Source organism: Mycolicibacterium nivoides (genome assembly GCF_003855255.1).
GTDB classification, from domain to species: domain Bacteria; phylum Actinomycetota; class Actinomycetes; order Mycobacteriales; family Mycobacteriaceae; genus Mycobacterium; species Mycobacterium nivoides.
In genome coordinates this window covers 5,983,829-6,009,882 of record NZ_CP034072.1, presented here as the reverse complement: position 1 = coordinate 6,009,882, position 26,054 = coordinate 5,983,829, and the positions used below count along the sequence as shown (strand labels likewise).

The window sequence follows — 26,054 nt, the reverse complement described above, 5'->3', positions numbered from 1 at the left end:
CCTTCTATGCATAGTCACAGTAGCTTTCATTATCATCATCATATAGTATCTCTCTGGTTGTCCATCGCGATCAAAGGAGTTCTCATTCATGACCGGTCAACTCGCGCTCATCACGGGCGCCGCTTCAGGAATCGGTCGAGCGGCCGCGAAGGCCCTCGCGCAGGCAGGTTGGCGGCTGGCTCTTGCCGACCGGGACGTCGCAGTGGAGCAGGTGGCCGCGCAAGTGGGTGGGGTGGGCACTGTCGTTGATGTACGTGACACTGCTGCAGTCGACGCATGGGTGAATTCACATCCCGACGCGGTGGCGCTGGTCAACTCGGCGGGCATCTGCGCTGGTGAGTACTTGGTGGATTCCAGTGACGAGGACTGGAACACGGTGCTCGACATCAATCTGATGGGCTCGGTTCGGGCTCTGCGTGCGTTCGCGCGCAACAGGATTGCCGCTGGGGGAGGCGGATCGGCGATCTTGATCGCCTCGAACAACGCTTTCTGGCCATGCCGGAGCATCAGCCAGTACTGCGCCTCCAAGGCGGCGGTGACGATGTTGGGTAAAACGGCCGCGTCCGAATTGGGCGAGCACGACATCCGAGTGAACATCGTGGCGCCGGGCGAGACTGACACTCCGATGACTCACGAAGCGCTCCAGGATGCCGACGAGATGCGTGAGATCGTCCGGCGGACACCGTTGGGCCGCATCGGCCATGCCTCCGATATCGGCTCAGCGGTACGCATGCTCCTGTCCACCGACGCAGCGTGGATCACCGGCCAGTTGATCTCTGTCGACGGCGGTATCAGCCTGCGCGGCGAATCCGACCTCAATCCGGTTCACCAGGAAGGCTGAAGATGACAGCACAGCAAGCTGTTTCACTGTCCGATCCGGTGCCCCTGCTGGCCGACGCGCTCCTAAGCGAGGCGGGTATGCCGGCGGAACTCGTCCCCGGCGGGAGCCAGGCTCGATTCGCCGATGGCGCCGACTTCCGTATCGAGATTCCCTCGGTTGAGGGGCCGGAGGTGCTACGAGCGGTCCTCGACGAGGCCGACAGCCGAGGCGTGACCGTCAACCGGGTCTCTCAAGGCAGCGGCGCAATGACGTTGACGCTGGCTGAGCAGAAGGAGATGGCGAACATCGGCGCGGATCGGGCCGTGGAGGTCTGTCTGTTCACCGGGCCTCGCGAAGAGTGGGGTATCGCCGCCATGTCACGCGCCGACGACGGCGGGTTCCTGCACGGTTCGGTGCGCGGCATGCGCCAATTGCGCTATGCGGTCGAAGATGTGCACCGATCGATCGACTGCGGTATCCGTAGTTTCCTGATCGCCGATCTCGGCCTGCTGGATCTACTGGTCAGAGCCCAGCGGTCCGGCCACATTCCAGCTGACGTGGTGTGGAAAGGATCCGTGCTGTGTGCACCGTCGAACCCCGCCAGCCTCGCACTCCTGGAACGTCTCGGCGCCGCCACGGTCAACCTGCCGACGGATATGTCGATTCACGAACTTGCCGAGATGCGTTCGGTGACGAGGGCTCCGCTCGACCTATACGTAGAGGCCCCTGACTCCATGGGAGGCGTGGTGCGAGGCGAGCAGCTGGCCGACCTGATCACCATCGCCAGGCCGCTGTATGCGAAGTTCGGGCTGCGGAATTCTGCTGGGTTGTATCCGAGTGGTCTGCACTTGGTCGACCAGGCGACGGTAATCGCCCGGGAGAAGGTGCGCCGCGCCAGCGTCGCTCTGGAGTGGGTCGACCGATGCGGCGGTGGGTTCAGGCAGACCGTCGGTAGGGCTGCCGATCTCGGAATCCCCGTGCGGTGAACGAGCCCGTTCCGCCCGTTCGCACGCTCGACGGCGAGACCGCTCAGTGGCATGTTGCGGTGCAAGCGGGCGCTGAGCTCGGTGAGCACCCTTTGTGGGACGTCCGCTCGAACAGGCTGATCTGGACTGACTGCGTCACTGGCAAGGTGCATTCCAGTGGCGGGTGCGATGACACGGTGATCTGGTCGCAGCCCGAGGGGCTGCCCATCGGAGTCACGTTGCTGCGTGCCAACGGCGGCCTCGCTGTGGCCACCGGCCAGCACATCGTGCTGCTCGACGGCGACGGCCGCCCCGACCGTGGACCGATCTACCTTCCGATCGATATCGCGAGGGTGCGGTTCAACGACGGCTCCTGCGATCCCGCCGGCCGGCTGCTGGTCGGAACGACCGGTGGAAACGTCGTCGGTTTGGGGGAGCTGTTCTCCGTATCCGTTGACGGCCACGCGAGGAGACTGCTGGGGGATCTCACCGAATCCAACGGCATCGGCTGGTCACCCGACGGACGCAGGATGTACTTCATCGACTCCGGCCAACCTGTGGTGTACGTCTACGAATACGACCTGCACACCGGCGGGCTCGGACAGCGCCAAGAATTCGCCACCATAGATCCCGCGTTGGGGTACCTCGACGGGCTCACCGTCGACCGCTCCGGCGACGTGTGGGTAGCAGTCTGGGAGGGCGGCCATCTACGCCGCTATTCCCCAAACGGACGGTTGCGAGACATCTTCGCTCTGCCGGTCAGCCACCCCACGTGTCCGGCGTTCGGCGGGGCCGCTCTGGACACCTTGTTCGTAACGTCAGCTCGGGTCGCTACCGCCATTGAGGATGAAGAACCTTGGGCCGGTCACGTTTTGGCCTGGTTCGGGGCAGGGCGTGGCATCGCGCCACACCGCTATGGCGGCTAGATCACTAGACCCGAAAGAAAACCAACTTCCGACCACAAAGGCATTCCAGATGACGTCGACATCGACCAATCCCAGCTCCGGAGCGTCAGGCGCGATCGGCTTCGCCGAGACTTCAGCACACGAGCACAACGAGATCGTGCAGCGCGCAGCGCAAGCCGGCCCCGGCTGGGCCGCAACGCCAGGACCAGTCCGTGCTGCAGCGCTGCGCCGCATCGCCGATGCGCTAGCCCATGCGAGCCGGGACCTAGTCGCGATCGCCGACGACGAAACAGGGCTCGGAACACCTCGGCTGACAAGCGAAGTCGCCCGTACGACCACACAGCTGCGGATGTTCGCCGAGGTCATCGCTCATGGTGCGCACCTCGCCCACGCCGGTGTAACAATCCCCGGCGACACCGGGACCCCGCCAGGTGGCCCTGACCTTCACCGGTACCACCTGCCCCTCGGAACCGTCGCAGTTTTCGCCGCCAGCAATTTCCCCTTCGCCTTCAGCGTCGCCGGGGGAGACACCGCCTCCGCGCTGGCTGCCGGCTGCCCCGTCATAGTCAAGGCGCACCCGGCACACCCGCAGCTGTCGCTGCTCACCGCGCGCATCATCGACGACGCGCTGTCGGAAGTCGGAGTGGATCCTGGTGTGTTCGCACTCGTCTCCGGTATAGACGAAGGCATACGACTTGTGAGCGACCCCACGGTCCGCGCCGCCGCATTCACCGGCTCCTTCGCGGGTGGGCGCGCCCTGGCAGGCGTGGCCGCCAGCAGGCCAGACCCCATCCCGTTCTACGGCGAGTTCGGCAGTGTCAACCCTGTTTTCGTCCTACCTGATGCCATCACCGACGTCCACAGTTTCATCGGCGACTACCTTGATTCGTTGACTCTGGGCGGCGGCCAGTTCTGCACGAATCCCGGGTTGCTGATCGCTCCACGACGCGTCAACCTGTCGGCGGCGATTGCTGAACAGATCCTGGCCCGACCCGCCGCGGCGCTGCTGCACCGGGGCATCCAATCAGAGTTCGTCGCTGGGGTGGAGCAACTGAAAGGGCGGTCCGGCGTCGCAATCTACGAATCGACTGCGTCCCTTCCTGCGAGCGGATTCCACGTACGGCCAGTGGTTTTCAGCCTCAGCGCCGACATGGCATTGCAGAACCGCTCATTGATCGACCGCGAGTACTTCGGGCCTGCCGGCTTGTTGGTGGAATACGACGACGACGACCAACTTATGGCCCTCTGTTGCACGCTGCAGGGTTGCCTGGTGAGCTCGATTCACGGCCGCGACGAGTGCGCGCTGCTGCGCCACGTGATCCGCGTGGCTGCACGAATCTCAGGTCGGGTGGTGTGGAATTCCTGGCCAACTGGTGTAGCCGTAGTGACCGGTCAGCACCACGGCGGACCGTTCCCAGCCACCTCGAATCCGCTGTTCACCTCGGTGGGGCCAGATGCCATCATGCGCTTCCTGCGACCGGTCGCCTTCCAAGGGCTTCCGCCGGCGTTGGTGCCTGCCGAGGTGCAACGGTAGGAGCTGACGATGCTCGCGGACGCACAATCAGCGATACACGCCTTGATCGGTCAACGGGTCACTGCCGGCATCGTGCCTGGCGCCGTCTATACCGTATTCACTGCGAACGGCGTGGGTTTCAGCGGTGCCTACGGAACTGCCGCCGCCGACGGCCGCCCTCCCAGCGTAGACACCGCGTTCCGCGTCGCCTCATGCACCAAGAGCTTCACCGCAGCAGCGATCCTGCAACTGCGCGATGCCGGAGTGCTCACCCTTGAGGACTCGATATCTGACTTCGTTGATATCGGCGTCTGGGAGCTGCCCGGATCTGAGCCACCACCGTTGTCCACGGTCGGCGCCCTGCTGAGCATGTCAGGAGGCTTGGCCACCGACAACCCGTGGGCCGATCGGCAAGAGTCTATGTCCGACGCCGACTTCACCGACCTGTGCCGGCGCGGCTTCACGCTCGCTAGCAGGCCTGGCACTCGCTACGAATACTCCAACCTCGGATATGCCCTACTCGGACGAATCATCCAGCGGGCCAGTGGTATTGGCTACCGTGAATTCGTCACCAGCCGGTTGTTGCGCCCGCTCGACCTACAGCAGACCGCTTTCGACACATCTACGGCCACCGCCTGCGACGGCATCGCTGACGGCTTCGTCAACGTCCACGGACGCTGGCAACCCGCTCCCGTCACCAGTCCAGGCGCATTCTCACCCATCGGGGGCCTGTACATGACCGCCAACGACCTCACGTCCTGGTGTAGGTGGCTGGCAGCCGGGTACCCGCTGGGCGCGTCCGGTGACCGCACTCTTGCGGCCAGCAGTCGGCGCGAAATGCAGCAGATCCACCAACTCGACCCGTTACGCATGCATCAACCGATCCGGGCGGCCGGCTACGGCTATGGCCTGGAAGTCGAACTCCACGACGAAGGCATCATCGTCTCCCATCGCGGCGGTTACCCGGGTTTCAGCGCGCAGATGGCCTGGCACCCGGCAACACAACTGGGAGTCGTCGTTCTGGAGAACGCCTCCTACGCCCAATCGCCGGCAATCGCCGCCTTGCAACATGTGCTGGCCGCCGACGCCCGGCCTGCACGCACCGACCTATGGCCCGTGACGCTGAACGCACGTAATGACATCGAACAACTGCTTGCGCGGTGGGACGACGCTGTGGCGGACCGGATATTCGCCGACAACCTTGACTTGGACCTGCCTCGACTCCAGCGGCGGGCCCAGTTCGCCTCCGCCGCAGCAGCCGTCGACTTCACGGACGATTGCCGACAGCAACCGCTCGAGCTATGCGAGCCCGTGAGCACCTCGCCCGCCCACTTGGAATGGGCAGTGCGCGGTCAGCGCGGACAGCTGCGCTGCGCTGTGACCCTGACGTCGCTGAATCCCCCGAAGGTCCAGTCCATCACGTTTCCTGCCGAGGACCGTCGATGACCGTGCAGGCCCGTTCGGTAGCGATTGAGCAGGCGATCCCGGCCGTTCCACAACAAATAGTATGAGTGACTGACAGGATGAGACTATGAAGACACAATGTAGGTCGCTCGCGGCGGTCGCGATCGTGGCGATCAGTGGTGGATTGCTGACTGCTTGCGGGACGGCGGGAGAACAGCCGATGTCCACCGCCGGCGTCGCGGAAACAACCGGCGACCTACCCGCTGTCATTCCTGACACGATCCGCGTCGGCGTTGGAGCCTCGATCGTCTCAATCGATCCCAATCAGGCGACACAGGAGGTCGACGTGATGGCGCTCGGGCTGATCTCCGGAACCCTGATGGTGCAGCGGGAAGGCAAGGCAGCGCCGGGTTTGGCGACGGGTTGTCAATTCGACGACTCGCAGCTCAACTACACGTGCACGCTGCGGAATGGCTTGATGTTCTCCGACGGAAGTCCGCTGACCGGCGCGGATGTTGTGGCGACATTCGAACGTGCCCTCCACGACCCCGCCAACGCCAATGCCGGCATCATCGGGTCCCTGGCCTCGGTGACGGCGCCCAGCACCACCGAAGTCATCTTCACCCTGAAGCACCCGGCCGCGAGCTTCCCGCTTGCCCTGACCGAAGCGCCGGTCGGCGTCTTTCCTGCCGCAGCCGCGACAGATCCGCAATTCTGGCAGCACCCCGTCTCGGCAGGTCCGTACGCTTTGGTGGCGAACAATCCAAACGACGTGGTGTTCAAACGCAACGAGAACTACCCCGCTGAGTTACAGCCCGTAGTGCCCAATGTCGAGTTCAAAGTCGTCGTTGACGCCAACACCCGTCTAGCCCAACTGAATACCGGTCAGATCGACGTCGCCGGCCAGCTGTCGGCAGCTCTAGCCAAGCAGGTGAAGTCGCCGGCCAAGGCCTACGCCACTCCACAGTACGGCGGCGTATATCTGTTCATGAACAACCTCAGCAAACCGCTCGACGAACCGAAAGTGAGGCAGGCGATTTCGGCTGCGATCGACCGCGACCAGATCAACGACATCGCCTACTTGGGCCAGAACAAGGTTCTCGGCAGTTTCTTGCCGTCGACGATGGAGGGTCATGACTCCTCGGTATCCACCGACCGTGACATCGAGAAGGCCAAAGAACTCCTGAAGGGGACGGCCTGCCAGGGCGGGTGCAACCTCAACATCATGGTGCGGTCAGGGTTTGCGCCCTTCGACTCCATCTCCACCATCATTCAGCAGAACCTCGCCGATGTCGGAATCACCGTCGCTCTGCAGACGGTAGACCAGTCCACCATCAACACCAACGAGCAAAACGGCAATTTTCAGATGGAGGTCAGTAGCCTCTACGACTTGGCGAACGCGCCCGAGCTGACGATGCTGCCGCTGGGCCTCACCCCCGATGGCGGGATCAACTCCCTGTTTTCGTCGTACAACTCACCGGAGATGACCGACCTGGTGGTTCAACTATCAGCGGCCGCCGATCGGACGGCACGCACAGGCATTCTCACCAAGATCAACGACCGGTTCGCTCGCGATCTGCCGTTTGTCCCACTAACTGATTTTGCCTCGATCTGGGCATCGTCGTTGTCGCCGCGGGTAGTGGCGTTGACGCCGGCAGGTGTGTTCCAGGTCGGGACCGCCGAAACCGGCCCGGGTCAATAGACCTTTCACGTCGGCACGACATCTCCCTACGCAGAGTTCAGGCCCGGCCCCTCAAGGCCGGGCCTGAAGCTGTTGGATTTCATCAGTAATAGGTCGAGATGCGGCCAATGATGCGGTCATCGTCATCGAGCACTGCTAACGCGGGCCATTTGTCCATGGTGATTGACGGATGCGAAACGCCGAGAACCACCACATCGCCGACGTTAACGCGGTGTGTGGGAGGAACTTTGACCAACAAATGTTGGTCGTGCATATCGAACACCTCTGCTTCGGCGCGATGCAGTGGTGCAGCCGGAGCGACGCTGCGCACGACGACGGGCAATCCCAGATCGGAACCGATATCGCGACGACCGGCACCAAGGATCACCAAGTCAGATTCCGGGCGCGACAGAACCTGCGCCCAGATCTCTAGCGCCGGCCGCAAACCCAGGTCACGACCAGGTCGCCCGGCTCCCGCGTAGTGGCCGTGGTCGTGAAGAATGAACGAACCCGCTCGAAGCACCGGAACCACCGGGCGCGCCAACGCCCACGGCGCCCCGAGTTCCCGTGCGAGCACATCGAAGAACATGCTGCCCCCGCAGCTGATCACGAACTCTTCGCACGCGGAGTCGAGAAGTCCGTCCTCGTCGAGTTGGCCAAGCCAGCGCCGCAACAACAGCCCGAAGGACCTCACACGTCGAATGGAGCGATCCGAACGATCCTCGGCGAGCATGCCTTCGTAACCCGCAACGCCGACCACACGCAGCCCACAATCGCGAGCCACATAGGCAACTTCGGCGACCTGGTTGTACCGACGTGCGCCAGCCCGTCCGCCGGGGTAGCCGCATTCGATGAGGGTGTACGCCGACGGCGCCTCGGCCAGATACTTCCCTGCCAGGGCGGCACCGGCTGCCGAATCCACATAGAAGTAGCACTCGAACCCAGGATCGCGGACGAGTTCGGCACGCAGCCAAGACAACAACGTTGGGTCGCTGGTCTCATTGGCCAACAGCACCCGCCCGGCGCCCCAGGAACGCACGGCCATCAGCTGTGCCGCCGATGCCACGCTGAGCGCCCACGGAGACCCGTGGGTCTGCAGCGCTGCGACCTCCGGCGACATACTGGCCTTCATGTGCGGTGCCAGCTGCACCCCGTGCGCCTGGCACACGTCGCGTACGACCGCGGCGTTGTGGTGCATCGAAGACAAACGTACGCAGGCCATTGGCCACATCAAACCGGACTGGACAATCGGAACGCTGTTCCCTGCCGGATCAAACATGCTGTCCTGCAGGGATGTTCCCTTCCACTGTTGTTGGCTGATGCAGTCCGCTCGGTCGGCGGGTTCCGTCGCCGTCCACGCTGGCAGCACCGGCTTTACGGGGGTGTCACCTGGCATCGTGCTGCTCCAGCCGGGGCGGCTTGCGAACTGTGGTACGCGCGCGCCGGCCGCACCGAACTGCTTGGCGAGGTGGCGGACGATGGGCGCGGCATTCGCGTATTGACACTGCTTCTGTGGTGCGCTTCACTAAAGACATACTATCAGTAGATGACGGGATATGCGTATGACCTGTGAGACCCATGACCGAGGAAGGGGTGGCCTCCCCGGCATGCCCTCAGTCGACCGGTCCGATGTCGTGATTTCTCCGCCAGAATCAGCTACGCGGAACTGTGGCCGTGCCGCCGCGATGGCTTGGGTCTCACAACGGTCGCTTTGGGAGATTGCGGTGGCAGTCGGTCAGCCCGATCGCACCCGCGCCGACGGATCGGGTCTGGGCTTGTGACGGTGATTGCGGACAGTGAACAGAAGGTGCCGACTCGCCCGAACGGCGCACCACCAGAGACCCGTATGCGCTGGCGTAACGCTCCCGCAGCCCGCCTGGCGATCGCCGCGGGAAAGCGCCTCCTCGATTCGATCGTCGTCACATTGATCGTGGTGGCGCTGAGTTTCCTGTTGGTGCATCTGGTTCCCGGCGATCCAGCACGCACCATCCTGGGGATCCACGCATCGCCGGAAAAGGTTGCCGCACTGCGGGAAGCTCTCGGGCTTGATAGGCCACTCCTGAACCAGTTCCTCACCTATGTAGGTGACGTCGTGCAAGGTGATTTCGGGCAGTCGGTGGCGCACCCGGGGCAATCAGTGGAAAGCCTGCTATTTCCGCCTCTGGCGGTGACCCTGTCGGTCATCGCCACGACGGTGGTCATCTCGGTGCTGTTCGGATCGCTGAGCGGTCTGGTGGCCGCATTGTCGAAATCGGGCTTGGTGCGCAACACCCTCGAGGTGCTGTCCACCTCATCGCTGGCGACCCCGCCTTTCCTTCTCGGACTCATCATGCTGGTCTTCGTAGCCGTGCGCTGGGGATTGGCGCCGGCCGGGGGATGGGCCGGGAGTTGGCCTGCCAATGGGCAATTCGTGTGGTTGCCGGCGTTGGCACTCAGCGCCTACCTCGGCGCACTGGTGCATCGCGCGGTGTGGACGAGTGCCCGCCAGATCATGAACGAGGACTTCGTTGAGGCCGCCATCCTGCGCGGCCACAGCCCGACCCGGGTGGCGTTGCGTCATGTGCTGCCGAACAGTCTGATGCCGACCATCTCGGTCGTGGGTATGAACATAGGGACTCTGATCGGCGGCGCCGCCGTCATCGAGGCGGTCTTCGACCTGCCGGGAATCGGAACCCAATTGGTGAATGCCGTTTCCCAGCGTGACTATCCGACCATCCAGGGAGCCGCCGTGATCACCGCACTCATCGTCCTTGCGGGCAATCTCGTCGCCGATCTCCTCCATGCTGCCGTCGACCCAAGGGCACGCTCATGACCTCACTTGCACCGATCGCCGTCGCAGCGCGCGCACGGCTAGCGTCGACTCGCGTCAACGGAACCTTTGCTGCCGGCGCGGGACTGTTCGGCACCATTGTTGCGCTGTGCGTCCTGGTGCCGTTGTTCGTCACCACCTCGACCACCGACTTCGTGGGCATACCACTCACCGGTCCGAGCCTGGCCCACCCATTCGGTACGGACGCGTTCGGGCGCGATGTCTTCATCCGCACCCTCATCGGTGGTCGACTGGACCTCGGCGTCGCCTTCATCGGAGTTGTCGTGCCGCTGCTTGTCGGCACAGTGGTCGGGATCGCGTCAGGACTGGTCGCTGGCTCGCTGCTGGACCGGGTCATCATGCGTACCGTCGACGCGATTCTCGCGTTTCCCTTCAACATCCTGATCCTTGCCCTTGCCGTAGTGATCGGACAATCGACCACATTCTGGATCCTGCCGCCCGGCGTTCCCGGAATTCTGGTCGCGCTGTTCCTGACCAGCTGGAGCGTCTACGCGCGTATTGCGCGGGGCGAGACGCTCTCGCTGCGTCAGCGCGACTTCCTGGTAGCAGCGCGCGTCAGCGGCCTCAGTTGGTGGACGACCGTGCGTCGCCACATCTTCCCCAATGTTCTGCCCGCCACACTCACGTATGGGTTGTCCGACGCGGTGTTGGTGATCGGCGTGATTGCCGCCCTGCCGTTCCTGGGTGCCGGCGTGCAACCACCGACTCCCGAGTGGGGCAGCATCATCTACGACGGCCGTTCAGTTCTGAGCGAGGCACCTTGGGTATGCCTAGGTCCCGGTCTGTTCATCGTGTGCACCGGTATCGCAGTCCGGCTCATGGGGCAGGGGTCCCGAGTCCTGTCCGAGGGGGACAAATGAGCACCCACGCCCCAGCAACTCTGGAGATCAACATGCCAGCTGCGGCCGCCGCTGATTCCCACGACATCCTCCTGAGCGCCCGGGACCTTGTCGTCCGCGCCGGTCAGGTACCTATCGTGGACTCAGTGAGTTTCACGCTCTCCCAGGGCGAACGCCTGGGCATCGTGGGGGAGACCGGATCCGGCAAATCGATCACCTGTCGAGCGGTGCTCGGTGCCCTGCAGCGGAGGGGCTTGGAGGCCTCCGGCGAGTTACGGTATCGCGATATGGATCTGCTTACCTTGGACGACCGGCAGTGGCGGCAGATCCGGGGAAGCGAAATCGGTTTCATCCCACAGAGTTCGCTGAACTCGCTGAACCCCGTAATGAAGATCGGCCAACAGCTTACCGAGGCGGTTCGGCATTTCGGGGTGAGCAAGAAGAACGCAACGCGGCGCGCCGAGGAGCTGATGGCAGCGGTGCATATGCCCGACCCCAAAGGAGTACTCACCAAGTATCCGCACGAGCTGTCCGGTGGCATGCGCCAGCGTGTCATGTTCGCACTCGGTATTGCCGGCGAGCCGCGACTGTTGGTCGCAGACGAGCCGACCACAGCTCTAGATGTGACTGTGCAACGTCGGCTTCTGGAATTGTTGACCGAGCTGTGTACTTCGACCGGCATGGCACTCATTCTGGTGACACACGATCTCGGCGTTGTCAGCGATGTCTGCGACAGCGTCCTGGTGATGTATGCCGGGCAGTCAATGGAATCAGGCAGCACCGAAACAATTTTCGGGAGGTCTCGGCATCCCTACACGGCCGCGCTGATGCAAGCGCGTCCATCGATGACCGACGATTTGGGGGCACGGTTGAAAGGCTTGCCGGGGCGCCCACCTGCGGTGGGTGCCTGGCCATCGGGTTGCCGATTCGCAGACCGCTGTCCGCTCGCCGTGGACCAATGCAGGAGCAGCCCCCCGCCGGTCGACGAGGTCGAAGCAGGGCATTTCGTCCGGTGTATACGTGCTGAAGAGGAATTCGATGTCTGAACTACTGGTCGAAGTGTCGGGCGTGACTGCGGGATACGATGCCCGCGAACTCACGCTCAAGGGGGTTTCCCTCGCTGTCGAAGCTGGTGAATCCGTCGGTCTTGTCGGTGAGAGTGGCTGCGGGAAAACCACTTTGGCAAAGGTGATCATCGGTTTGGTGGCCCCGCAGGCGGGTACGGTCCTTATCTGCGGACAAGCTTGGGGTAAGCGGCCGGCCAAGGACGCGATGCGCCGCAGAGTCCAGATGGTCTTCCAAGACCCCTATGGTGCGCTCAACCCGAAGCTCAGCGCCGAGGAAATCGTCGCCGACTCATTCCACCGCTGGAACGCCGGGTCTCGGCGCAATGCCATCGACCAGGCGCGCAAGCTCCTGGAGGAGGTCGGCTTACCCTCCCGGGCGCTCGGCTCGCGAACTGCACGCCTGAGCGGCGGCCAATGCCAACGGGTCGGTATCGCGCGGGCCCTGGCCTGTGGGCCTGATCTCCTGGTTGCCGACGAGCCAACATCCTCACTGGACGTTTCCGTGCAAGCACAGATCCTCAACCTGCTCCTAACCCTCAAGGAGGAGCGCGGACTGTCCATGCTGCTGATCAGCCACGATCTCGCCGTCGTCCGCTACATGACCGAACGTGCCGCGGTCATGCACGGTGGCGTCATCGTCGAGCACGGACCCAGCAACGATCTCTTCACACATCCGCGCCACCCCTACACCCAGCTGCTGCTGGACTCCATCCCCGGAAAAGGGCCCAGCGGGACGGCTGACGGCGATGCATGCAGTACGACTGACACCTAGGAGCGGGTTCGTGGCTTCACCGGCGGATGCATAGGGGTGCATGGACCAATTCGTCGTCGACGTCACCGGCCTGGGCATCGAAGTGGCGGATACCGTGACTATCTTCGGTGACCCCGCTACCGCTGTACCCAGCGCCACCGATCTCGCCGGCGCCCCCGGCACTATCGCCTGCGAGATCCTCACCGGAATAGGCACGCGGATGCCTCGCTGCCACGACCAGGGAGACACCAATGCCGACTGACAACCCGTTGCACCGTTCTGCCGCTAGGATTTCCGCGCACACTGCGGTCATCGATAAGCTATGCGAAAGGCATCTACCCGAACAGTTCCGAACGACTTTCAACGCTGCTCTCACCCAAGGAAAAGACTTGGGTGGCGCCACCGACCTTGGACCGTTCACACGAGCCGCCATCGCGCGCGTCGCCGCGGATCATCCGGAGGCAACCTGCGAAATCATCGCCGCCACATATGAGGTATTCCGAAGCGAACATGGCCTGTAGTCGCGTGTAAACAGTTCCTTGCACCGCCGACCATCAGCGCTATTCGAGCGGTGTCCGGCCTGGAAGCTGAGCGCGAATCCCTTACCAGCGCAACGCCGTGACCAAAGGCGCTCAACGACAACCGAGATACCGGGGCACATCTGCCCGCCGGTGCAACCTCACAAAGCCGCCCGAGAAATCAACGAACGAGTCCCAGAAACGCTTTCTGCAGTTCTGCACAATCGTCTCGTTTCAGGATCTGCCATCTATATGGCAACAGAATCCGCCAGCGCCGTGGCAACGTCGAGAAAACATGCAGGGCAGAAAGGTGCCGTCCGCCATCGAGAATGGCAACCGGCAGTGCCGTCGTTTTCAGGTCTCCGCGTCGGAATTCTCAAGTTGATGCCGCGTGGATGTCGGGATCTCGACAATGCCGCCGCGCCCTGCTATCCGACCCGGGTGTAGCCGGGAGCTGCCCCGGCAGCGAATCAGGCGCGAGCAGCGGGCTCGGGAGAGTCGCTCGCATCGGTCCCGGTGCTGAGCCGATGGGTATCTGGGTCTATTCGTCGGTTTGCCCGGCGGATCGCCCAGTACACGATCACGGACACCGCGCCGAGCAGTGGATAGCCCATGGCGATCCGGGCGAACGCTAGCCAGCCGGTGAAGCCACCATCGTAAAGCCATTGCTGCACAACGAATCGCGCGGAGAACAACGCCACGAATGCCAGCGTGGCGACGTCGAACGCGTGCAGCGCCACGGTGTCGGTGCGCCATGATCGATCGGGCCCGGTACTACGCAGCAGGTTCCATATCACTCCGACCAAAGGGCGCCGTACCAAGAGGGATACGGAGAACACGGTCGCCATCGCCAGACTGAGCCAGATTCCAGGCAGGAAGTAGTCTTCGGCCGACCCGGTGTAGTAGGCGATCAGCGCGGCGACGACGACCCCGAGCAGTCCTGATACCGCCGGCTGAATGGGTTGCTTGCGCGACAGTCGGATCACGATCAGACCGACGCTGAAGCCCATAGATATCACGACTGCCGCGTTCAGGCCCGCTATCGCGTTCGTGATGACGTAGGCAAACGTGGGCAGGCTGGCGTACACCAGACCGGACACCCCGCCCGTGCGTTCGAGCAAGGTTGGTGAATGTCCCTGCTCCAGTTTGTCGGTCACGATTTCCTTCCATCACCGAGATGCTCGGCGAGGAAGCGGTCGACCGTTTTGTACATGTCGATCACGTTGTCCGGATTGATGAATCCGTGCCCCTCGTCGTGTTTGATCATGTACTCCACCTTGACTCCGCGGTCGCGCAACGCCTCGACCAGGTTGTCGGATTCGGCCTGCACCACGCGAACATCGTTGGCGCCCTGGATGACCAGCAGCGGCGTGCGGATCTGGTCAACCTTCGTGATCGGTGAACGCGACAGCATATCGGCCAACTGGTCTGGGTCGTCGGGGTCGCCGACGAACAGGTGCCAGTTGTTGGCCAGGTGCGGGCGTGCGATCTCAGGCAGCGTCCGCATGAAGTTGCTCAGATCGGAGATACCGACGTAATCGACTGCGGCGGCGAACACATCGGGTGTGAAGGTGATACCAACCAGCGTCGCGTAGCCGCCGTAGGAGCCGCCGAAGATGGCGATCCGCTTCGGATCCGCATATCCCTGCTCGACGGCCCAGTCCACACTGTCGATCAGATCGTCATGCATCTTGCCGGCGAACTCACCGACCGCGGCCTTGGTGAAGGCCTTGCCGAAGCCCGCCGACCCGCGGAAGTTGACTTGCAGCACCGCATATCCGCGGTTGGCCAGCAGTTGCACCGGTGGGGTGAACATCCAACCGTCCCGCGTCCACGGCCCGCCGTGCACCAGCAGCACCATCGGCAGATTGTTCGCCGGCAACCCGACCGGCAGAGTCAGATACCCGTGCAGATCCAGCCCGTCGCGCGAGCGGATGGTGACCGGCTCCATCGATGCCAGGATCTCGGGATCCAGCTGCGGATGCGAGCCGAACAGCAGCCGACTGTCCCCGGTGTCGTGGTCGTAGAGGTAGGTCATCCCCGCTTCGCGGTCATGGGTGAAGTTGACCACCCAGCGTCGGCCGGTCAGGTCGGAGCTCAGGGCGTTCACGTCGCCGTCGGACAGCTTCTCCAGGTTCGCCAGCACCGCGGCGAAGTGCGGATCCAGCGGCTGAATCACCTGACGCTCCAACAGGTACCGCACCCCGAGCAGATCGCCGGTGCGCCGGTCCAGGATCAGCGGCTCGGCCAGTGTGGTGAACACGCTGGCCCGGGTGTCCACGTCGTAGACGGGATGGCTGTCGACGTGGGTCTGCTCGCCGGTGATGACGTCGACGCGCACGATGCGGGTCCGGTCGGTGCCCTCGTTGGAGCCGATCCAGATGCCGGTGCCGTCCGGGGTGACGGTGATCGGGTACAGCCCCATCGTGTAGTCACGGCCGTCGAAGGTGACGATGGAGCGCAGCGTCTCGGTCCGCGGCTCCCACTGCAACAGCTCCACGTCACCGTCGGCAGTCAGTGCGGTGGAGAACAAGTCGCCGTTGCTACTGGCCCGCCAGCCTGCTCCCTTGCCGGGGTTCTCCGCCACCATGGTGAGTTCACCGGTGGCGATGTCCAGCTCATAGGCGTCCATCAGGGTCGGTGTGCGCTTGTTGGAGTACACCATCGCCTTGGCCGGGTCGCCGAGCAGTTCGTGGGCGGCCATCGCTCCCGGGAACGGGGTCAGATCGACCCCACCGGACTCGGGGTCCTGCGGGTCGGCTCGGAAGACGTGCCAGTTCTCGTCGCCGCCGGTGTCCTGCAGGTAGAGCAGCCAGCGGGAGTCCCTGGTCCACTCGTAGTGAATGATGCTGCGGGTGCTGTCGGCGGTAACGCGCTGCGGCTCGCCGTCGAGGTTGTCCACGTCCTGGATCCAGATGTTGAGGCGGTCACGCCACGGCGCGAGGTAGGCGATACGGGTGCCGTCGGGTGAGATCGATGCCTGCGCGCGGGCGGGCGGCGCGAACAGATCGTCGACGGAGAGCAACTCGGGTGTTGGCATGCCTCCATCGCACACTCGGACGTAGCGGCACAGTCAAGTCCCGGGCATGGGCATGGGCATGATGGACGGGTGGCGTGGAGTACTCGGGAGATCGCCGAACTGGCCGGAACCAGTCTGCGAGCCGTCCGCCATTACCACCAGGTCGGCCTGCTCCCGGAGCCTGAACGCCGGTCAAATGGGTACAAGCAGTACGGCGTGGCGCACCTGGTCCGGTTGGTCCGCATCAAACGGCTCGTCGACCTGGGGTTCTCGCTCCCGCAGATCGCGGCGTTGGGTGACACCGACGAGCATCCCGAACAGGCGTTGCGGGAACTGGACGCCGAGCTGGCGGCGACCATCGATCGGCTGCAACGGGCCCGCGAGGAGCTCGGTGAGCTGCTGGAGAACTCCGCGCCGACGGATCTGCCGCCCGAGTTCGCGCCCGTGGACGCCGTCGCCAAGATGACCGACGCGGATCGCAAACTGATGGTGGTCCTGAGCCGGGTGCTGGGCCCCCGCGGCCGACAGGTCTATGCCGACCTGATCAGGGACACCCGCGAGGATCCGGCCGCATCGGAGCTGGACACACTTTCCGCCGACGCCGACGAGGCGACACGCCAGGACCTCGCCGAGCGGCTGGCGCCCTACATCTGGTCGGTCCGGCAGGCCCATCCCGGACTCACCGAGGCCCGCGCCGACGCCCCGCGCGGTGCGAACTTTGCCGAGAAGGCTATCGATGACGCGATGGCCGATCTGTACAACCCGGCGCAGATGGACGTGCTGCGCCGGGCCGGTCAGATTGTGCGGCGGCTGGCCACCTAGGTAATCCCATGTGCGCCGCACGAAGTGGTGCTGGCTACCGATCAGGATGTGCTCGGCCTGTCAGCCTGCCCGGGGCGCCCGTCATACGCGATGGCGATGTTCCGAACTCGGCGGAGAAGGCGGCCGTGAACGCAGCCGGGCTTGCGTACCCGAGGCGGCCTGCCACCTCGGTGACAGTGGCGTGGCGTAGGAGTGGAACTGAGGCGAGCAGTCGCGCGCGGCGACGCCATGCGGCCGGGCTGACGCCCATTTCGGCGCGGAACCGGCGGCTGAATGCTCTCTCGCCGAGGTTCACCCGGGCGGCCCACTGCGCGTTATCAATTCGAACGTCCGGTTCGGTGAGGTAGTCGCGACATAGTGCGCCTAGGTCCGAGGCGCTGGGCAGTGCGACATGAAGTGACACGGGAGTCAGCGCGGCGATCTCATGCAACAGCAACGTAGTAACTGCGCCCTCGCGACCGGACGGATCGTAGTCGGCGTCGAAATCTACTGCGACAAGCAGGAGTTCACGCAGCAGCGGGGTCACTTCCACCACGATGCAGCGGTGGGGCCACCAGGGCACGGCCTGGGGTTCTATGTAGAGGCTGCGAGTGCTCACCTCCTGAGTTCGCATCAGGTGCTGAACGCCCGGCGGGATCAGTACCGCGAGGTCCGTGGGAACTGTCCAGGTGCCGTCGCGCGTTTCGACCACCATCACTCCGGTCAAGCTGTGCAGAAATTGCGCACGTCGGTGCGAATGCCAGTCCAGTACGAAGCCGTCGGGATAGTCGGTTCCTACGGGCAATACCACCCGCGGTACCTCGTCGAAGTCATCTGCCGCGACATTGCGCACCTGCCCATCCTATGTCCGAAACGCGAAGATAGTCGTCCGGCTTTCGCTTGTCGGCAGACCCCCAGGGACGATTCGATGAGAGCGTGACCTTCGAGATCCTGGTCGTAATTGGTGCGCTTTCGGGCGTCACGACGGTGTTGTTCGGTTTTGGCGGCGGGTTCGTCACCGTCCCGGTGATCGTGTGGGCGGACGCCGAACTCGGCGCTGAAGCGATGCGAACCGCAGTGGCCACATCGGCCGTCGTAGTCTTCGCCGCTTCAGCTATTGCCACCGCGTCGACCCGCCGCGAGATCCTTGCGAGCCTGCGCGGGAAGCGTGCCCTGCTGGCACTGCTGGCGATGGGCGGGATAGTGGGCGGCCTGGCCGCGCGATTCGCGCCGGCCGAACTCGGGCAGTGGGCGTTCGTGGCGTACCTGGGTATAACCCTCATGGATGCCGTCGTCCGGCCGGGTTTCGTCCGCCCCGTCGGGGTGGCCACTCAACGCCGCACTATTCGAGCCGGATTCGGGCTCCCGGTTGGCGCTGTTGCCGCGTTCCTCGGAGTGGGTGGCAGCGTGCTTACCGTCCCGTTGCTGCGTCGAGCCGGCCATTCCATGGAATCGGCGACAGCTCTTGCGAATCCGATGACGCTGGCCATCACGGCACCCGCCGTTGTGCCGCTGATCGCATCGGTGGATGTCACCTCTGCGGCCGCGCTGCTGTTGGGTGCGACACCCGTGGTGGTTGTGCTGCGGCGCTATGGGATCACGATCCCCGACATCGTCCACGCCCGTGCCTATGTTGGGCTGATCGGCACAGTATGCGTAGCGATGACACTGGCTGCGCTGTACTAACGCACCAAGAGTCGAACGGTTCCGTGAGCCATCCCTGACGGTGCCGAAGTGGAATCCCTACGCGAGTATCTGGCTGGGCCCGCCCAGCGTGTCATTCGTCGCGAGGCGAGGTGAGTGCCTTGATCGCTGCGGTCGACATCGTCTTGACGATGGATTCCTGGTCCAGGCCCTTGTTGAGAGTTGCCACTGAATTGAGCATTGAGAACACCGCATGGGTGAGTAGCCGAACCTCTGGCTCGGACAGGTCAGGCCGCAATGCTGCGACGATGGAAATCCATTCCTCGGCATAGAGATTCATCTCGCGCCGGATTCGCCGCCGGTCCTTCTCCGGTAAGGCGTGTTCGTTCTTCATGAAGACAAGTGTCGTCGGAGCTGAGGTCACCACGCTCCTGATGTGGAAGTCGACCAAGATCGCCAGTGCCGCCCGCGGATCGGGCTCCGCTTCCGCCGTTTCCCTGGCGAACCGGTGCAGAGCCGCCAAGGGACTCTCCACGACGGCGATCAAGAGGGCCTGCTTGTTCTCGAAGTGGTTGTAGAGGCCCGGCCCGGAAATTCCGGCCGCTGTGCAGATCATGTCCACAGTCACTCCGTCGTAGGAGTTTCGCAAGAACAGGTCGGCGGCCACCTTGAGCAAGACATCTCGGCGTGAAGTGCCGGTGGACGGCTCGTGCGCGGCAGCGTCAGTGGTCATGGCAAACAACGATAGCCACGGTGCCAGGCGCCGCCGAGTCCGGGAGCGATCGAGGGGCGCGCACGAGGTTGATGCCGCGTTGCACCTCCGCTGGCCGGACGGCTGGGCAGGGCGAAATTAACAAGCATTAATATCTCGTAACTAGCGTCGGCTAGGCGTTATGGGCCCACAGAACCGTGGCCGCGCCGCCAGGTCACCTCATATGACCAGTTAAACAGGGTTTCAATGGCCGCCTGGGACAGACTTGAAACTCGATCGAAGTTCCGCGTTGACAACGAAGGCGCCGCGTCTTACGTTAAGGATCGTTCACCTAGTGGAAAGTGGTGTGAATATGCGGTTCATTTTCATGAGCGAAGGCGAGACGGTCCCGGGGCATACCCATGAGCACCGCTACCGCGAGCTCGTGGACGAGGTCCTACTGGCGGAGGAGGTCGGGTTCGACGCGTTCGGAACGTCCGAGCAGCACGTCGCGATCGGCACGGCGACAACCTCCGCACCTGAGGTCATCTATCCGTACCTGATGGCGCTGACCAAGCGCATCCGGTTCATGCACTTGGTCACTCTCTTGCCCACGCGCATCAACCATGCCCTTCGCGTTGCCGAACGGTTGGCAACCGAGGACATCCTGTCCAGCGGCCGCGTGGAACTCGGAGTTGGGCGCGGGAACACGACACTTGCGCTGCGCGCCTTCGAAGTTGAACCAAGCGAGAACAAGGCTCAGCTGATAGAAGGGCTGGAGGTCATCCGCCGGGCTCTGCACAATGACGTGTTCTCCTATGTTGGCGAGCACTACAAGATTCCGCCGCGAAGCCTGGTGCCCAAGGCAATTCAACAGCCATATCCCCCCATCTCGATGGCCGCCGGCAGTCCTGATTCGGTTCGCAAGGCCGCCGAGCTCGGCATCGGGGCTATCGTCGGTGGGTTTTACCTCGGCTTCGAGTTTGTCGAGAGCATGTTGCGCATCTACGACGATGCCCTCGACGGAGCTACGCATGCCTATCCGCTCCAAGCGCAGAAGCTCGTCGCGGTCGGAGGCGGAATGCACTGTGCCGAGACCCGTGAGGAAGCCCTCAAGTGGGCGCGGAATCTGAAAGAGACGGTGGCTCTTTCGACTGACGCGTATGAGCGCCTGTCCAAGTTGTCGGCCGACTATCAGTACATGGGCGCGGTACGGAACGTCGACTTCAACGATGAGCGATACATGTTCGAGGAATCGTCCGGATTCATCGTGGGCGATCCGGATGACTGTGCGGCACAAGTGCAGCGATTCGCCGACCTTGGCGCAGACGCCATCGTCATGAGAATCGATGGACTCCCACACAGAGAGCTGATGAAGTCGATCGAGCTCTTCGGCAAGTACGTCATCCCCAGGTTCAAGAACCCACGGGCCGTGGTGCGCCCCGCTGACGCGATTCTGGCCGACATCCGCACGGCCCGGCCCGCGCATTATGCGGAGCTCGAAGCGTTCGAAGAGTCTAAATCCCAGTCGAATTCCCATAGGAATGTTGTCAAGGTAGGAGAGACACGATGAGCAAATTGGCCGCTGATGACATCTTCAGCCGCTACCCCGAGGAGATCCTGATCGAACGCAGGCCCAATGGTGTTCTGCTCATCACGATCAACAGACCCGACCGGCTCAATGCCTTGACGATGCCGATGTTCGATCATCTTTCGGACATCTGGGTGGACGTCGACCGAGACCCGGAAACGCGAGTTGCCGTCATCACCGGCGCAGGCCGTGGCTTCTGCACGGGCATGGACGTACGCCAGCCAGAGCCCACGCTGGACGAAGCGGTGGCGCTCATGGAGGGCGAGCGCAAGCGGATTACGGCCATCCTCAACATGGACAAGCCGCTCATCTCGGCGATCAACGGTCCCGCGGTTGGCTGGGGGTTGTCGATGGCGCTTCTGGCTGACATCAGCGTCGCTGCCGAGGACGCACTGCTTCGAGACGGGCACACCCGTGTCGGTGTGGTCGCCGGTGACCATTCCTCGCTCATCTGGCCGTTGCTCGTGGGGATGGCCAAGACAAAGTACTACCAGTTGACTTCGGCGAGTATGACCGGCATCGAAGCTGAACGAATCGGCTTGGTGAGTCTCGCTGTACCGAGGGAGAATGTGCTGGATCGCGCCCTCGAGATCGCCGACGAACTTGCGCAGGGCTCGCAGCAGGCGATCCGCTGGACAAAGCGGTCCCTGAACACCGGATGGCTCACCAATGCCCTTCCGCAGCACGAGCTTTCCGCGGCACTGGAGGTCATCGGATTCGCGAGTGCAGACTACTTCGAGGCCCGACAGGCCTTCCGAGAAGGCCGTCCGCCGGAGTATCCGTCCGCACGCGGCGAAGGGCGCTCTGTCCTGGGACCGCAACCGGCGAACGTAGCCAGGTGACCTATGAGCGCACTCGCGACCGGCCAGTCCGCCACTCTCGACACCGCTGACCACGATGGCGTTCTGGTGGTCGCGCTGGACAGGCCACCGGCAAATGCGATGAACCGCCAGCTCATCCACGATCTTGCCGGCCTGTTCGAGCAGCTCCGCGCCAGGCCGGACGCACCACCGATCGTCCTCACCGGTAAGGGAGAGCGGTTCTTCAGCGGCGGAGGCGACATCAAGGAGCTGGAGGGTGCGCTCGCCGGCGAGATAGAGATCCGAATGCGGGAATTCCACGCACTACTCGTGGCGATGGATCGCTACCCGCGTCCGGTGGTCAGCGCGATCAATGGGCACTGTGTTGGCGGCGGTATGGAGGTCGCGCTCTTTTCGGACAGTGTGTTGGCAGTCAATTCGGCGCGGTTCGGGTTTCCCGAGATCAATCACGGACTGCTACCGGCGGACAAGGGAATCCAACGAGCCAACCGGGTGCTCGGGGTGCGCGTTACCCGGCGAATCATCCTGTCGGGTCAGCTTTTCGACGCGCAGCACGCTCTCGACATCGGCCTAATCGACGAACTCGTCTCCGGTCCCAAGGAGCTGATCCCCGCGGCCGTCGCAACGGCGCGCGCCGCCGGCTCGAAGGCTCCGGTGCTCTATGGTGCCTTGAAGGGCAGCGTCAACGCTGCGGACGACGTGCACGATGAGGCGTCCCTGCAACGCACGCTGAAGGCCGCTGCCGACTATTTCGACGACCCGGCCGCACGAGAGTTGCGGCAACGGTGGAGTGGCAGGAAGGCTCCCGCGGCCAAGGCGCAGTCGTGTTGACCGTCGTTGTCGCCGGATTGGTCAGCGGCGCCGTTCTGCTGCTCGCGACAGTGGGCTTCGAACTCCTACGCCGCGTCGAAGGTTTCCTGAACATCGCGCATCCACAGCTCATCGTGCTCAGCGGGTTCAGCGCATACGGGTTCAACGTGTTGGTCGGGTTGCACTGGATCGTGTCGTGTGTCCTGGCCATCGTCGTCACGACGCTGGTCGGACTGGTGAGCGCGAGAATGATCTTCTGGCCGATGCGCCAGCGCCCCCATTACATTCCGATGATCGCGTCCGTGGGACTCGCCTTCTTCCTGCACGCGATGATCGAGCTCTTCACGGGGTTCGGCGTGAAGACGCTGGATGTGCCGTTGCAGAAGACCATCAGCATCGGCGGGGTCGCGGTCGCGGGCGCCGACCAGATCGCCGTCATCGGCACGGCTGCCTTGGTCGTCGTGGCATTGCACTTTTGGCTCGCCAGGTCGTACAGCGGCAGGGCGTTGCGAGCGATGTCGAACAACCCGGCGCTTGCCCAGATTCGGGGGGTCAACACCTCGCATCTGCAGTACCTCACCTGGGCGGTGGCCAGCGCACTGGCGGCACTGGCGGGAACTCTGATCGCGCTCACGGCGCGGATCTATCCCGAGCTTGGCTGGGATCAAGTGCTGGTCATCTCCGCCGCTGCGATCATCGGTGGGCTCGGGAGTATCTACGGCGTGATGGTCGCGGCGGTCGTTGTCGGGCTCACATCGAGCCTGGCCACCTTGGCGATTCCTTCCGAATACACCCAGATGGTGGTTTTCGCCGTCATCGCGCTGGTCGTCTTTGTCCGCCCTGAGGGTCTCTTCAGCGGTCCGAAGGAGCGTGTGGCATGAGCACTCTGCTGATTGCCGGTGGACTGGCCATCCTGATGGGCATCTACGCCGTCGCGGCCCTGGCGTTGAACCTGCAGTTCGGTGTTGGAGGCATGGTCAATTTCGGTGTCGCAGCGTTTTTCGGAATCGGAGCGTACTCCTACGCGCTCGCTGTGATGCCGGCCCAGTCCGGCTCGTACACCTACATTCTCGGGCTGGGCCTGCCGTGGTGGGCCGGCACCATCATAGGCGGCCTGTCTGCCGCACTTCTCGCCCTGCTGGTGGGATGCGGTCTGCTGAGGGTCAGCGGGGAGTACCTGGCGGTGGTGGCCCTGGCGTTGGCCGAGGTGATACGTCAGCTCTTCATCAACCAGCCGGCGATCGCCAATGGCGCGCGCGGCCTCCTGGACGCGCCGGTGCCGGAACTTGACGGCATCCCGGGACGAGCCCAGTCGCTGTATGTCGCGGCACTTGTGTTGGTGGTATTAGGAATTAGCTTCCTGGTCTTCCGTCGCGTGACGCGGTCGGCGTACGGCCGAAGTCTGCTTGCGGTGAACCAGAACGAGGCCGTTGCTCGCTCGCTGGGGGTCAACGTCTACACGGTCAAACTCAAAGCCTTTGTGTTCGCGTCGTTCTTCATGGGCCTGGCTGGGGTCATGTACGTCTGGTATCTGTCGATATTGACTCCGTCCTTCTTCAACGTGAACATCACCTTCACCGTCTTCATCGCGTTGATCATCGGGGGGATCGGCAGCAATACGGGTGCAGTGCTCGGTGCGGTGGTGCTTCTCGGCCTACGGGAAGGGCTCACCTATATCGAGGCGGACTTTCTCACCTCTGAAGTAATGGCCAGTCTGCAAGATGCCCTGCAAGGCCTCGTCTTGATCGTGATACTGCTGTTCTGGCCCGGGGGTCTGTTCCGGCCGCGATTGGCCAGCTATCCGAGACCCGGCACGGCGAACCTCTCCCATCCTGTGCTGGCCACGGTCGCGGCAGGAGACCGATGATGGCCACGCAGCCGGCGCTCGAAGTAGTCGGGCTGGTAAAAGCTTTCGGCCAGTTACGGGCCCTCGACAGTGTGGCGATGAAGATCAGCCCCAGCGCGGTTACCGGCCTGATCGGACCAAACGGCTCCGGGAAAACGACGCTGTTCAACGCGATCTCCGGGTTCCTCCGACCTGACACAGGGGCGGTGATGTTCCACGGCCGTGACATCACGGGCATGCCGACGCATCAGCTCGCGCGGATGGGACTCAAGCGGACTTTCCAGAACACTGCCGATTTCACCGACATGTCAGTTCTGCAGAATCTGCTGACCTCGGCCCGCTCGGCGCCCGGTGAGCGCCTCTGGCGCCTGTTCACGTCACCACGCGACGTGGCAGTCGGGGAACGTGCCCTTATCGATCGCGCCTGGCAGTTGCTGGATCGGATGGCGCTGACTGAGCTGGCGAATACCCGCGCAGCAGATCTATCGATCGGGCAAGGACGTTTGCTCCAGATCGCACGTCTGCTCATGGAGCCGCCGTCGTTGCTGATGCTGGATGAGCCGTCGTCTGGGCTCAACCCTGAGGACCAGCATCGGCTGTCGTTGACGGTGCGGGATCTGTGCACCACAGAGAACATGACCGTCCTGGTGATCGAGCACAACATGTCGTTCATCAACGCGATCTCCGATGCGCTGTATGTCATGTACGACGGCCGAGTCATCGCGAACGGTCCACCGGCCCAGGTCATCAGCAATCCTGTCGTTGTCGAGACCTATCTGGGGGCGCACCATGGCACTGCTTGAGGTGGACAATGTGACCAGTGGCTATGGTCGCAACAACATCATCCGAGGCGTCACCCTCACTGCCGGGCACGGGTCCATCACCGCCATCATCGGCCCGAACGGGGCCGGTAAGACGACACTCGTCCAGACCATCGCGGGCGTAGTCAATGCACGTGGTGGGACGGTCAAACTCGACGGAGAGATGCTCGAACAGCTGCCGGCGCGTGACCGGGCACGCCGCGGACTGGGCTATACACCGCAGTTGCGCAACGTCTTTGGGGCATTGTCAGTAGAGGACAACCTCGAGGTCGTCACCCGCGCGATGGGACTGCCGCGCGAACGCCTCGACGAGGCCTTCGACACTTTTCCGATCCTTGCCGAGCGACGCAAGCAACGAGCGGGAACTCTTTCGGGTGGTCAGCGCCAGCAGCTCGCGATTGCCTCGTCCTTACTGATGAGACCAAAGATGTTGATCCTCGACGAGCCCACGACGGGTCTCGCTCCCCAGATCGTCGATTCGCTCATCGAACAGATCTGCCGCATCGAACGCGGGGGGACCGGCGTGCTCTGGGTCATCGAGGAGCACCCTAAGCAGATTCTTCCCTTGTGCGAGCGAGTGTTTCTTATGGACTCGGGTCAGATGCGACACGAGGCGAGCGGGCCGGAGCTGCTGGCCGACCCGAATTTCACCGAGATATTCCTGGGCGCCCGGATTCCGACCGCCTGAATTGGTTCTGGTACAGGAGATTTGAGAGA

At 63.4% G+C, this 26,054-nt stretch carries 25 protein-coding genes; 20 read left to right on the top strand and 5 right to left on the bottom strand.

What is annotated here, in order from left to right; all coding sequences use genetic code 11:
• Nucleotides 1-88: 88 nt before the first annotated feature.
• From EH231_RS29365 to EH231_RS29340, 6 genes are all read left to right on the top strand, one after another.
• Nucleotides 89-841 carry an SDR family NAD(P)-dependent oxidoreductase gene (locus tag EH231_RS29365; RefSeq protein WP_124713873.1) on the top strand — a complete coding sequence of 251 codons (753 nt, stop codon included), beginning with the start codon at nucleotides 89-91 and terminating at the stop codon, nucleotides 839-841.
• A gap of 2 nt (nucleotides 842-843) precedes the next feature.
• Nucleotides 844-1,806, top strand: coding sequence for a U32 family peptidase (locus EH231_RS29360; RefSeq protein WP_205265409.1), 963 nt, complete (start codon nucleotides 844-846; stop codon nucleotides 1,804-1,806).
• Nucleotides 1,803-2,711 carry an SMP-30/gluconolactonase/LRE family protein gene (locus tag EH231_RS29355; protein ID WP_124713872.1) on the top strand — a complete coding sequence of 303 codons (909 nt, stop codon included), beginning with the start codon at nucleotides 1,803-1,805 and terminating at the stop codon, nucleotides 2,709-2,711. Before EH231_RS29360 ends, EH231_RS29355 begins: the two co-directional genes overlap by 4 nt.
• A 49-nt stretch (nucleotides 2,712-2,760) precedes the next feature.
• Nucleotides 2,761-4,224 carry an aldehyde dehydrogenase family protein gene (locus EH231_RS29350; RefSeq protein ID WP_164481067.1) on the top strand — a complete coding sequence of 488 codons (1,464 nt, stop codon included), beginning with the start codon at nucleotides 2,761-2,763 and terminating at the stop codon, nucleotides 4,222-4,224.
• 9 nt (nucleotides 4,225-4,233) lie between these two features.
• Nucleotides 4,234-5,649, top strand: a complete 1,416-nt coding sequence (locus EH231_RS29345) for a serine hydrolase domain-containing protein (protein WP_124713870.1) — start codon at nucleotides 4,234-4,236, stop codon at nucleotides 5,647-5,649.
• An 85-nt stretch (nucleotides 5,650-5,734) separates the two neighbouring features.
• Nucleotides 5,735-7,309, top strand: a complete 1,575-nt coding sequence (locus tag EH231_RS29340) for an ABC transporter substrate-binding protein (protein ID WP_124713869.1) — start codon at nucleotides 5,735-5,737, stop codon at nucleotides 7,307-7,309.
• Nucleotides 7,310-7,391: 82 nt separating this feature from the next.
• Here the strand turns inward: EH231_RS29340 and EH231_RS29335 are convergent, their stop codons facing one another.
• Nucleotides 7,392-8,486, bottom strand: a complete 1,095-nt coding sequence (locus EH231_RS29335; RefSeq protein ID WP_164481066.1) for a type III PLP-dependent enzyme domain-containing protein — start codon at nucleotides 8,484-8,486, stop codon at nucleotides 7,392-7,394.
• Between the two features lie 609 nt (nucleotides 8,487-9,095).
• Between EH231_RS29335 and EH231_RS29330 the strand changes: the two genes are divergently transcribed.
• Genes EH231_RS29330 through EH231_RS29310 form a run of 5 tightly spaced genes read left to right on the top strand, consistent with a single transcriptional unit; the run spans nucleotide 9,096 to nucleotide 13,037 of the window.
• On the top strand, nucleotides 9,096-10,100 hold the full coding sequence (locus EH231_RS29330; protein ID WP_124713867.1) for an ABC transporter permease: 1,005 nt from the start codon (nucleotides 9,096-9,098) through the stop codon (nucleotides 10,098-10,100).
• Nucleotides 10,097-10,978, top strand: coding sequence for an ABC transporter permease (locus tag EH231_RS29325; RefSeq protein WP_090423848.1), 882 nt, complete (start codon nucleotides 10,097-10,099; stop codon nucleotides 10,976-10,978). Before EH231_RS29330 ends, EH231_RS29325 begins: the two co-directional genes overlap by 4 nt.
• Entirely contained in the window at nucleotides 10,975-12,003 is a 1,029-nt protein-coding gene (locus EH231_RS29320) for an ABC transporter ATP-binding protein (protein WP_164481064.1), read from the top strand. Before EH231_RS29325 ends, EH231_RS29320 begins: the two co-directional genes overlap by 4 nt.
• Nucleotides 11,996-12,796, top strand: a complete 801-nt coding sequence (locus tag EH231_RS29315; RefSeq protein WP_090423850.1) for an ABC transporter ATP-binding protein — start codon at nucleotides 11,996-11,998, stop codon at nucleotides 12,794-12,796. The genes EH231_RS29320 and EH231_RS29315 overlap by 8 nt, the downstream gene beginning before the upstream one ends.
• Before the next feature lie 40 nt (nucleotides 12,797-12,836).
• Nucleotides 12,837-13,037, top strand: a complete 201-nt coding sequence (locus tag EH231_RS29310; protein WP_090423851.1) for an alanine racemase C-terminal domain-containing protein — start codon at nucleotides 12,837-12,839, stop codon at nucleotides 13,035-13,037.
• Nucleotides 13,038-13,763: 726 nt separating this feature from the next.
• Here EH231_RS29310 and EH231_RS29305 read toward each other — a convergent pair.
• Together EH231_RS29305 and EH231_RS29300 are read right to left on the bottom strand one after the other, a co-directional pair.
• Entirely contained in the window at nucleotides 13,764-14,450 is a 687-nt protein-coding gene (locus EH231_RS29305; RefSeq protein ID WP_241177829.1) for a DUF3159 domain-containing protein, read from the bottom strand.
• Nucleotides 14,447-16,333 (bottom strand): S9 family peptidase, encoded by a 1,887-nt coding sequence (locus tag EH231_RS29300; protein WP_124713865.1) that lies wholly within the window; start codon nucleotides 16,331-16,333, stop codon nucleotides 14,447-14,449. The genes EH231_RS29305 and EH231_RS29300 overlap by 4 nt, the downstream gene beginning before the upstream one ends.
• Nucleotides 16,334-16,402: 69 nt before the next feature.
• Between EH231_RS29300 and EH231_RS29295 the strand changes: the two genes are divergently transcribed.
• On the top strand, nucleotides 16,403-17,134 hold the full coding sequence (locus EH231_RS29295) for a helix-turn-helix domain-containing protein (RefSeq protein ID WP_124713864.1): 732 nt from the start codon (nucleotides 16,403-16,405) through the stop codon (nucleotides 17,132-17,134).
• 34 nt (nucleotides 17,135-17,168) lie between these two features.
• Here EH231_RS29295 and EH231_RS29290 read toward each other — a convergent pair whose 3' ends face one another.
• On the bottom strand, nucleotides 17,169-17,966 hold the full coding sequence (locus EH231_RS29290; protein WP_124713863.1) for an AraC family transcriptional regulator: 798 nt from the start codon (nucleotides 17,964-17,966) through the stop codon (nucleotides 17,169-17,171).
• Nucleotides 17,967-18,049: 83 nt separating this feature from the next.
• Here EH231_RS29290 and EH231_RS29285 point away from each other — a divergent pair, with 83 nt between their 5' ends.
• Nucleotides 18,050-18,799 (top strand): sulfite exporter TauE/SafE family protein, encoded by a 750-nt coding sequence (locus EH231_RS29285; protein WP_124713862.1) that lies wholly within the window; start codon nucleotides 18,050-18,052, stop codon nucleotides 18,797-18,799.
• Between the two features lie 91 nt (nucleotides 18,800-18,890).
• Here EH231_RS29285 and EH231_RS29280 read toward each other — a convergent pair whose 3' ends face one another.
• A complete protein-coding gene (locus tag EH231_RS29280) occupies nucleotides 18,891-19,490 on the bottom strand; it encodes a TetR/AcrR family transcriptional regulator (protein WP_124713861.1) in 600 nt (199 codons plus the stop codon).
• A 331-nt stretch (nucleotides 19,491-19,821) separates the two neighbouring features.
• Here EH231_RS29280 and EH231_RS29275 point away from each other — a divergent pair, with 331 nt between their 5' ends.
• From EH231_RS29275 to EH231_RS29245, 7 genes are read left to right on the top strand one after another with little or no spacing between them, the layout of a single operon-like run.
• The gene (locus EH231_RS29275) at nucleotides 19,822-21,021 is read left to right on the top strand and encodes an LLM class flavin-dependent oxidoreductase (RefSeq protein ID WP_124713860.1); all 1,200 of its coding nucleotides are present in this window, start codon (nucleotides 19,822-19,824) and stop codon (nucleotides 21,019-21,021) included.
• Nucleotides 21,018-21,881: an enoyl-CoA hydratase/isomerase family protein gene (locus EH231_RS29270; RefSeq protein ID WP_090423859.1), complete on the top strand. Its 864-nt coding sequence runs from the start codon at nucleotides 21,018-21,020 to the stop codon at nucleotides 21,879-21,881. Before EH231_RS29275 ends, EH231_RS29270 begins: the two co-directional genes overlap by 4 nt.
• A 3-nt stretch (nucleotides 21,882-21,884) precedes the next feature.
• Nucleotides 21,885-22,691 (top strand): enoyl-CoA hydratase/isomerase family protein, encoded by an 807-nt coding sequence (locus tag EH231_RS29265; RefSeq protein WP_090423860.1) that lies wholly within the window; start codon nucleotides 21,885-21,887, stop codon nucleotides 22,689-22,691.
• Nucleotides 22,685-23,551 (top strand): branched-chain amino acid ABC transporter permease, encoded by an 867-nt coding sequence (locus EH231_RS29260; RefSeq protein ID WP_164481063.1) that lies wholly within the window; start codon nucleotides 22,685-22,687, stop codon nucleotides 23,549-23,551. The genes EH231_RS29265 and EH231_RS29260 overlap by 7 nt, the downstream gene beginning before the upstream one ends.
• Nucleotides 23,548-24,537, top strand: a complete 990-nt coding sequence (locus tag EH231_RS29255) for a branched-chain amino acid ABC transporter permease (protein ID WP_124713859.1) — start codon at nucleotides 23,548-23,550, stop codon at nucleotides 24,535-24,537. The genes EH231_RS29260 and EH231_RS29255 overlap by 4 nt, the downstream gene beginning before the upstream one ends.
• A complete protein-coding gene (locus tag EH231_RS29250; protein ID WP_164481062.1) occupies nucleotides 24,537-25,319 on the top strand; it encodes an ABC transporter ATP-binding protein in 783 nt (260 codons plus the stop codon). The genes EH231_RS29255 and EH231_RS29250 overlap by 1 nt, the downstream gene beginning before the upstream one ends.
• Nucleotides 25,306-26,025 carry an ABC transporter ATP-binding protein gene (locus EH231_RS29245; RefSeq protein WP_164481061.1) on the top strand — a complete coding sequence of 240 codons (720 nt, stop codon included), beginning with the start codon at nucleotides 25,306-25,308 and terminating at the stop codon, nucleotides 26,023-26,025. Before EH231_RS29250 ends, EH231_RS29245 begins: the two co-directional genes overlap by 14 nt.
• Nucleotides 26,026-26,054 lie beyond the last annotated feature (29 nt).

Bases quoted from the DNA above. Each gene is read 5' to 3' on its own strand.
- EH231_RS29365 (WP_124713873.1), top strand. From the start codon at position 89: ATGACCGGTCAACTCGCGCTCATCACGGGCGCCGCTTCAGGAATCGGT.
- EH231_RS29360 (WP_205265409.1), top strand. From the start codon at position 844: ATGACAGCACAGCAAGCTGTTTCACTGTCCGATCCGGTGCCCCTGCTG.
- EH231_RS29350 (WP_164481067.1), top strand. From the start codon at position 2,761: ATGACGTCGACATCGACCAATCCCAGCTCCGGAGCGTCAGGCGCGATC.
- EH231_RS29345 (WP_124713870.1), top strand. From the start codon at position 4,234: ATGCTCGCGGACGCACAATCAGCGATACACGCCTTGATCGGTCAACGG.
- EH231_RS29340 (WP_124713869.1), top strand. From the start codon at position 5,735: ATGAAGACACAATGTAGGTCGCTCGCGGCGGTCGCGATCGTGGCGATC.
- EH231_RS29335 (WP_164481066.1), bottom strand. From the start codon at position 8,486: ATGCACCACAACGCCGCGGTCGTACGCGACGTGTGCCAGGCGCACGGG.
- EH231_RS29325 (WP_090423848.1), top strand. From the start codon at position 10,097: ATGACCTCACTTGCACCGATCGCCGTCGCAGCGCGCGCACGGCTAGCG.
- EH231_RS29320 (WP_164481064.1), top strand. From the start codon at position 10,975: ATGAGCACCCACGCCCCAGCAACTCTGGAGATCAACATGCCAGCTGCG.
- EH231_RS29315 (WP_090423850.1), top strand. From the start codon at position 11,996: ATGTCTGAACTACTGGTCGAAGTGTCGGGCGTGACTGCGGGATACGAT.
- EH231_RS29310 (WP_090423851.1), top strand. From the start codon at position 12,837: ATGGACCAATTCGTCGTCGACGTCACCGGCCTGGGCATCGAAGTGGCG.
- EH231_RS29300 (WP_124713865.1), bottom strand. From the start codon at position 16,333: ATGCCAACACCCGAGTTGCTCTCCGTCGACGATCTGTTCGCGCCGCCC.
- EH231_RS29280 (WP_124713861.1), bottom strand. From the start codon at position 19,490: ATGACCACTGACGCTGCCGCGCACGAGCCGTCCACCGGCACTTCACGC.
- EH231_RS29275 (WP_124713860.1), top strand. From the start codon at position 19,822: ATGCGGTTCATTTTCATGAGCGAAGGCGAGACGGTCCCGGGGCATACC.
- EH231_RS29270 (WP_090423859.1), top strand. From the start codon at position 21,018: ATGAGCAAATTGGCCGCTGATGACATCTTCAGCCGCTACCCCGAGGAG.
- EH231_RS29265 (WP_090423860.1), top strand. From the start codon at position 21,885: ATGAGCGCACTCGCGACCGGCCAGTCCGCCACTCTCGACACCGCTGAC.
- EH231_RS29255 (WP_124713859.1), top strand. From the start codon at position 23,548: ATGAGCACTCTGCTGATTGCCGGTGGACTGGCCATCCTGATGGGCATC.
- EH231_RS29250 (WP_164481062.1), top strand. From the start codon at position 24,537: ATGGCCACGCAGCCGGCGCTCGAAGTAGTCGGGCTGGTAAAAGCTTTC.
- EH231_RS29245 (WP_164481061.1), top strand. From the start codon at position 25,306: ATGGCACTGCTTGAGGTGGACAATGTGACCAGTGGCTATGGTCGCAAC.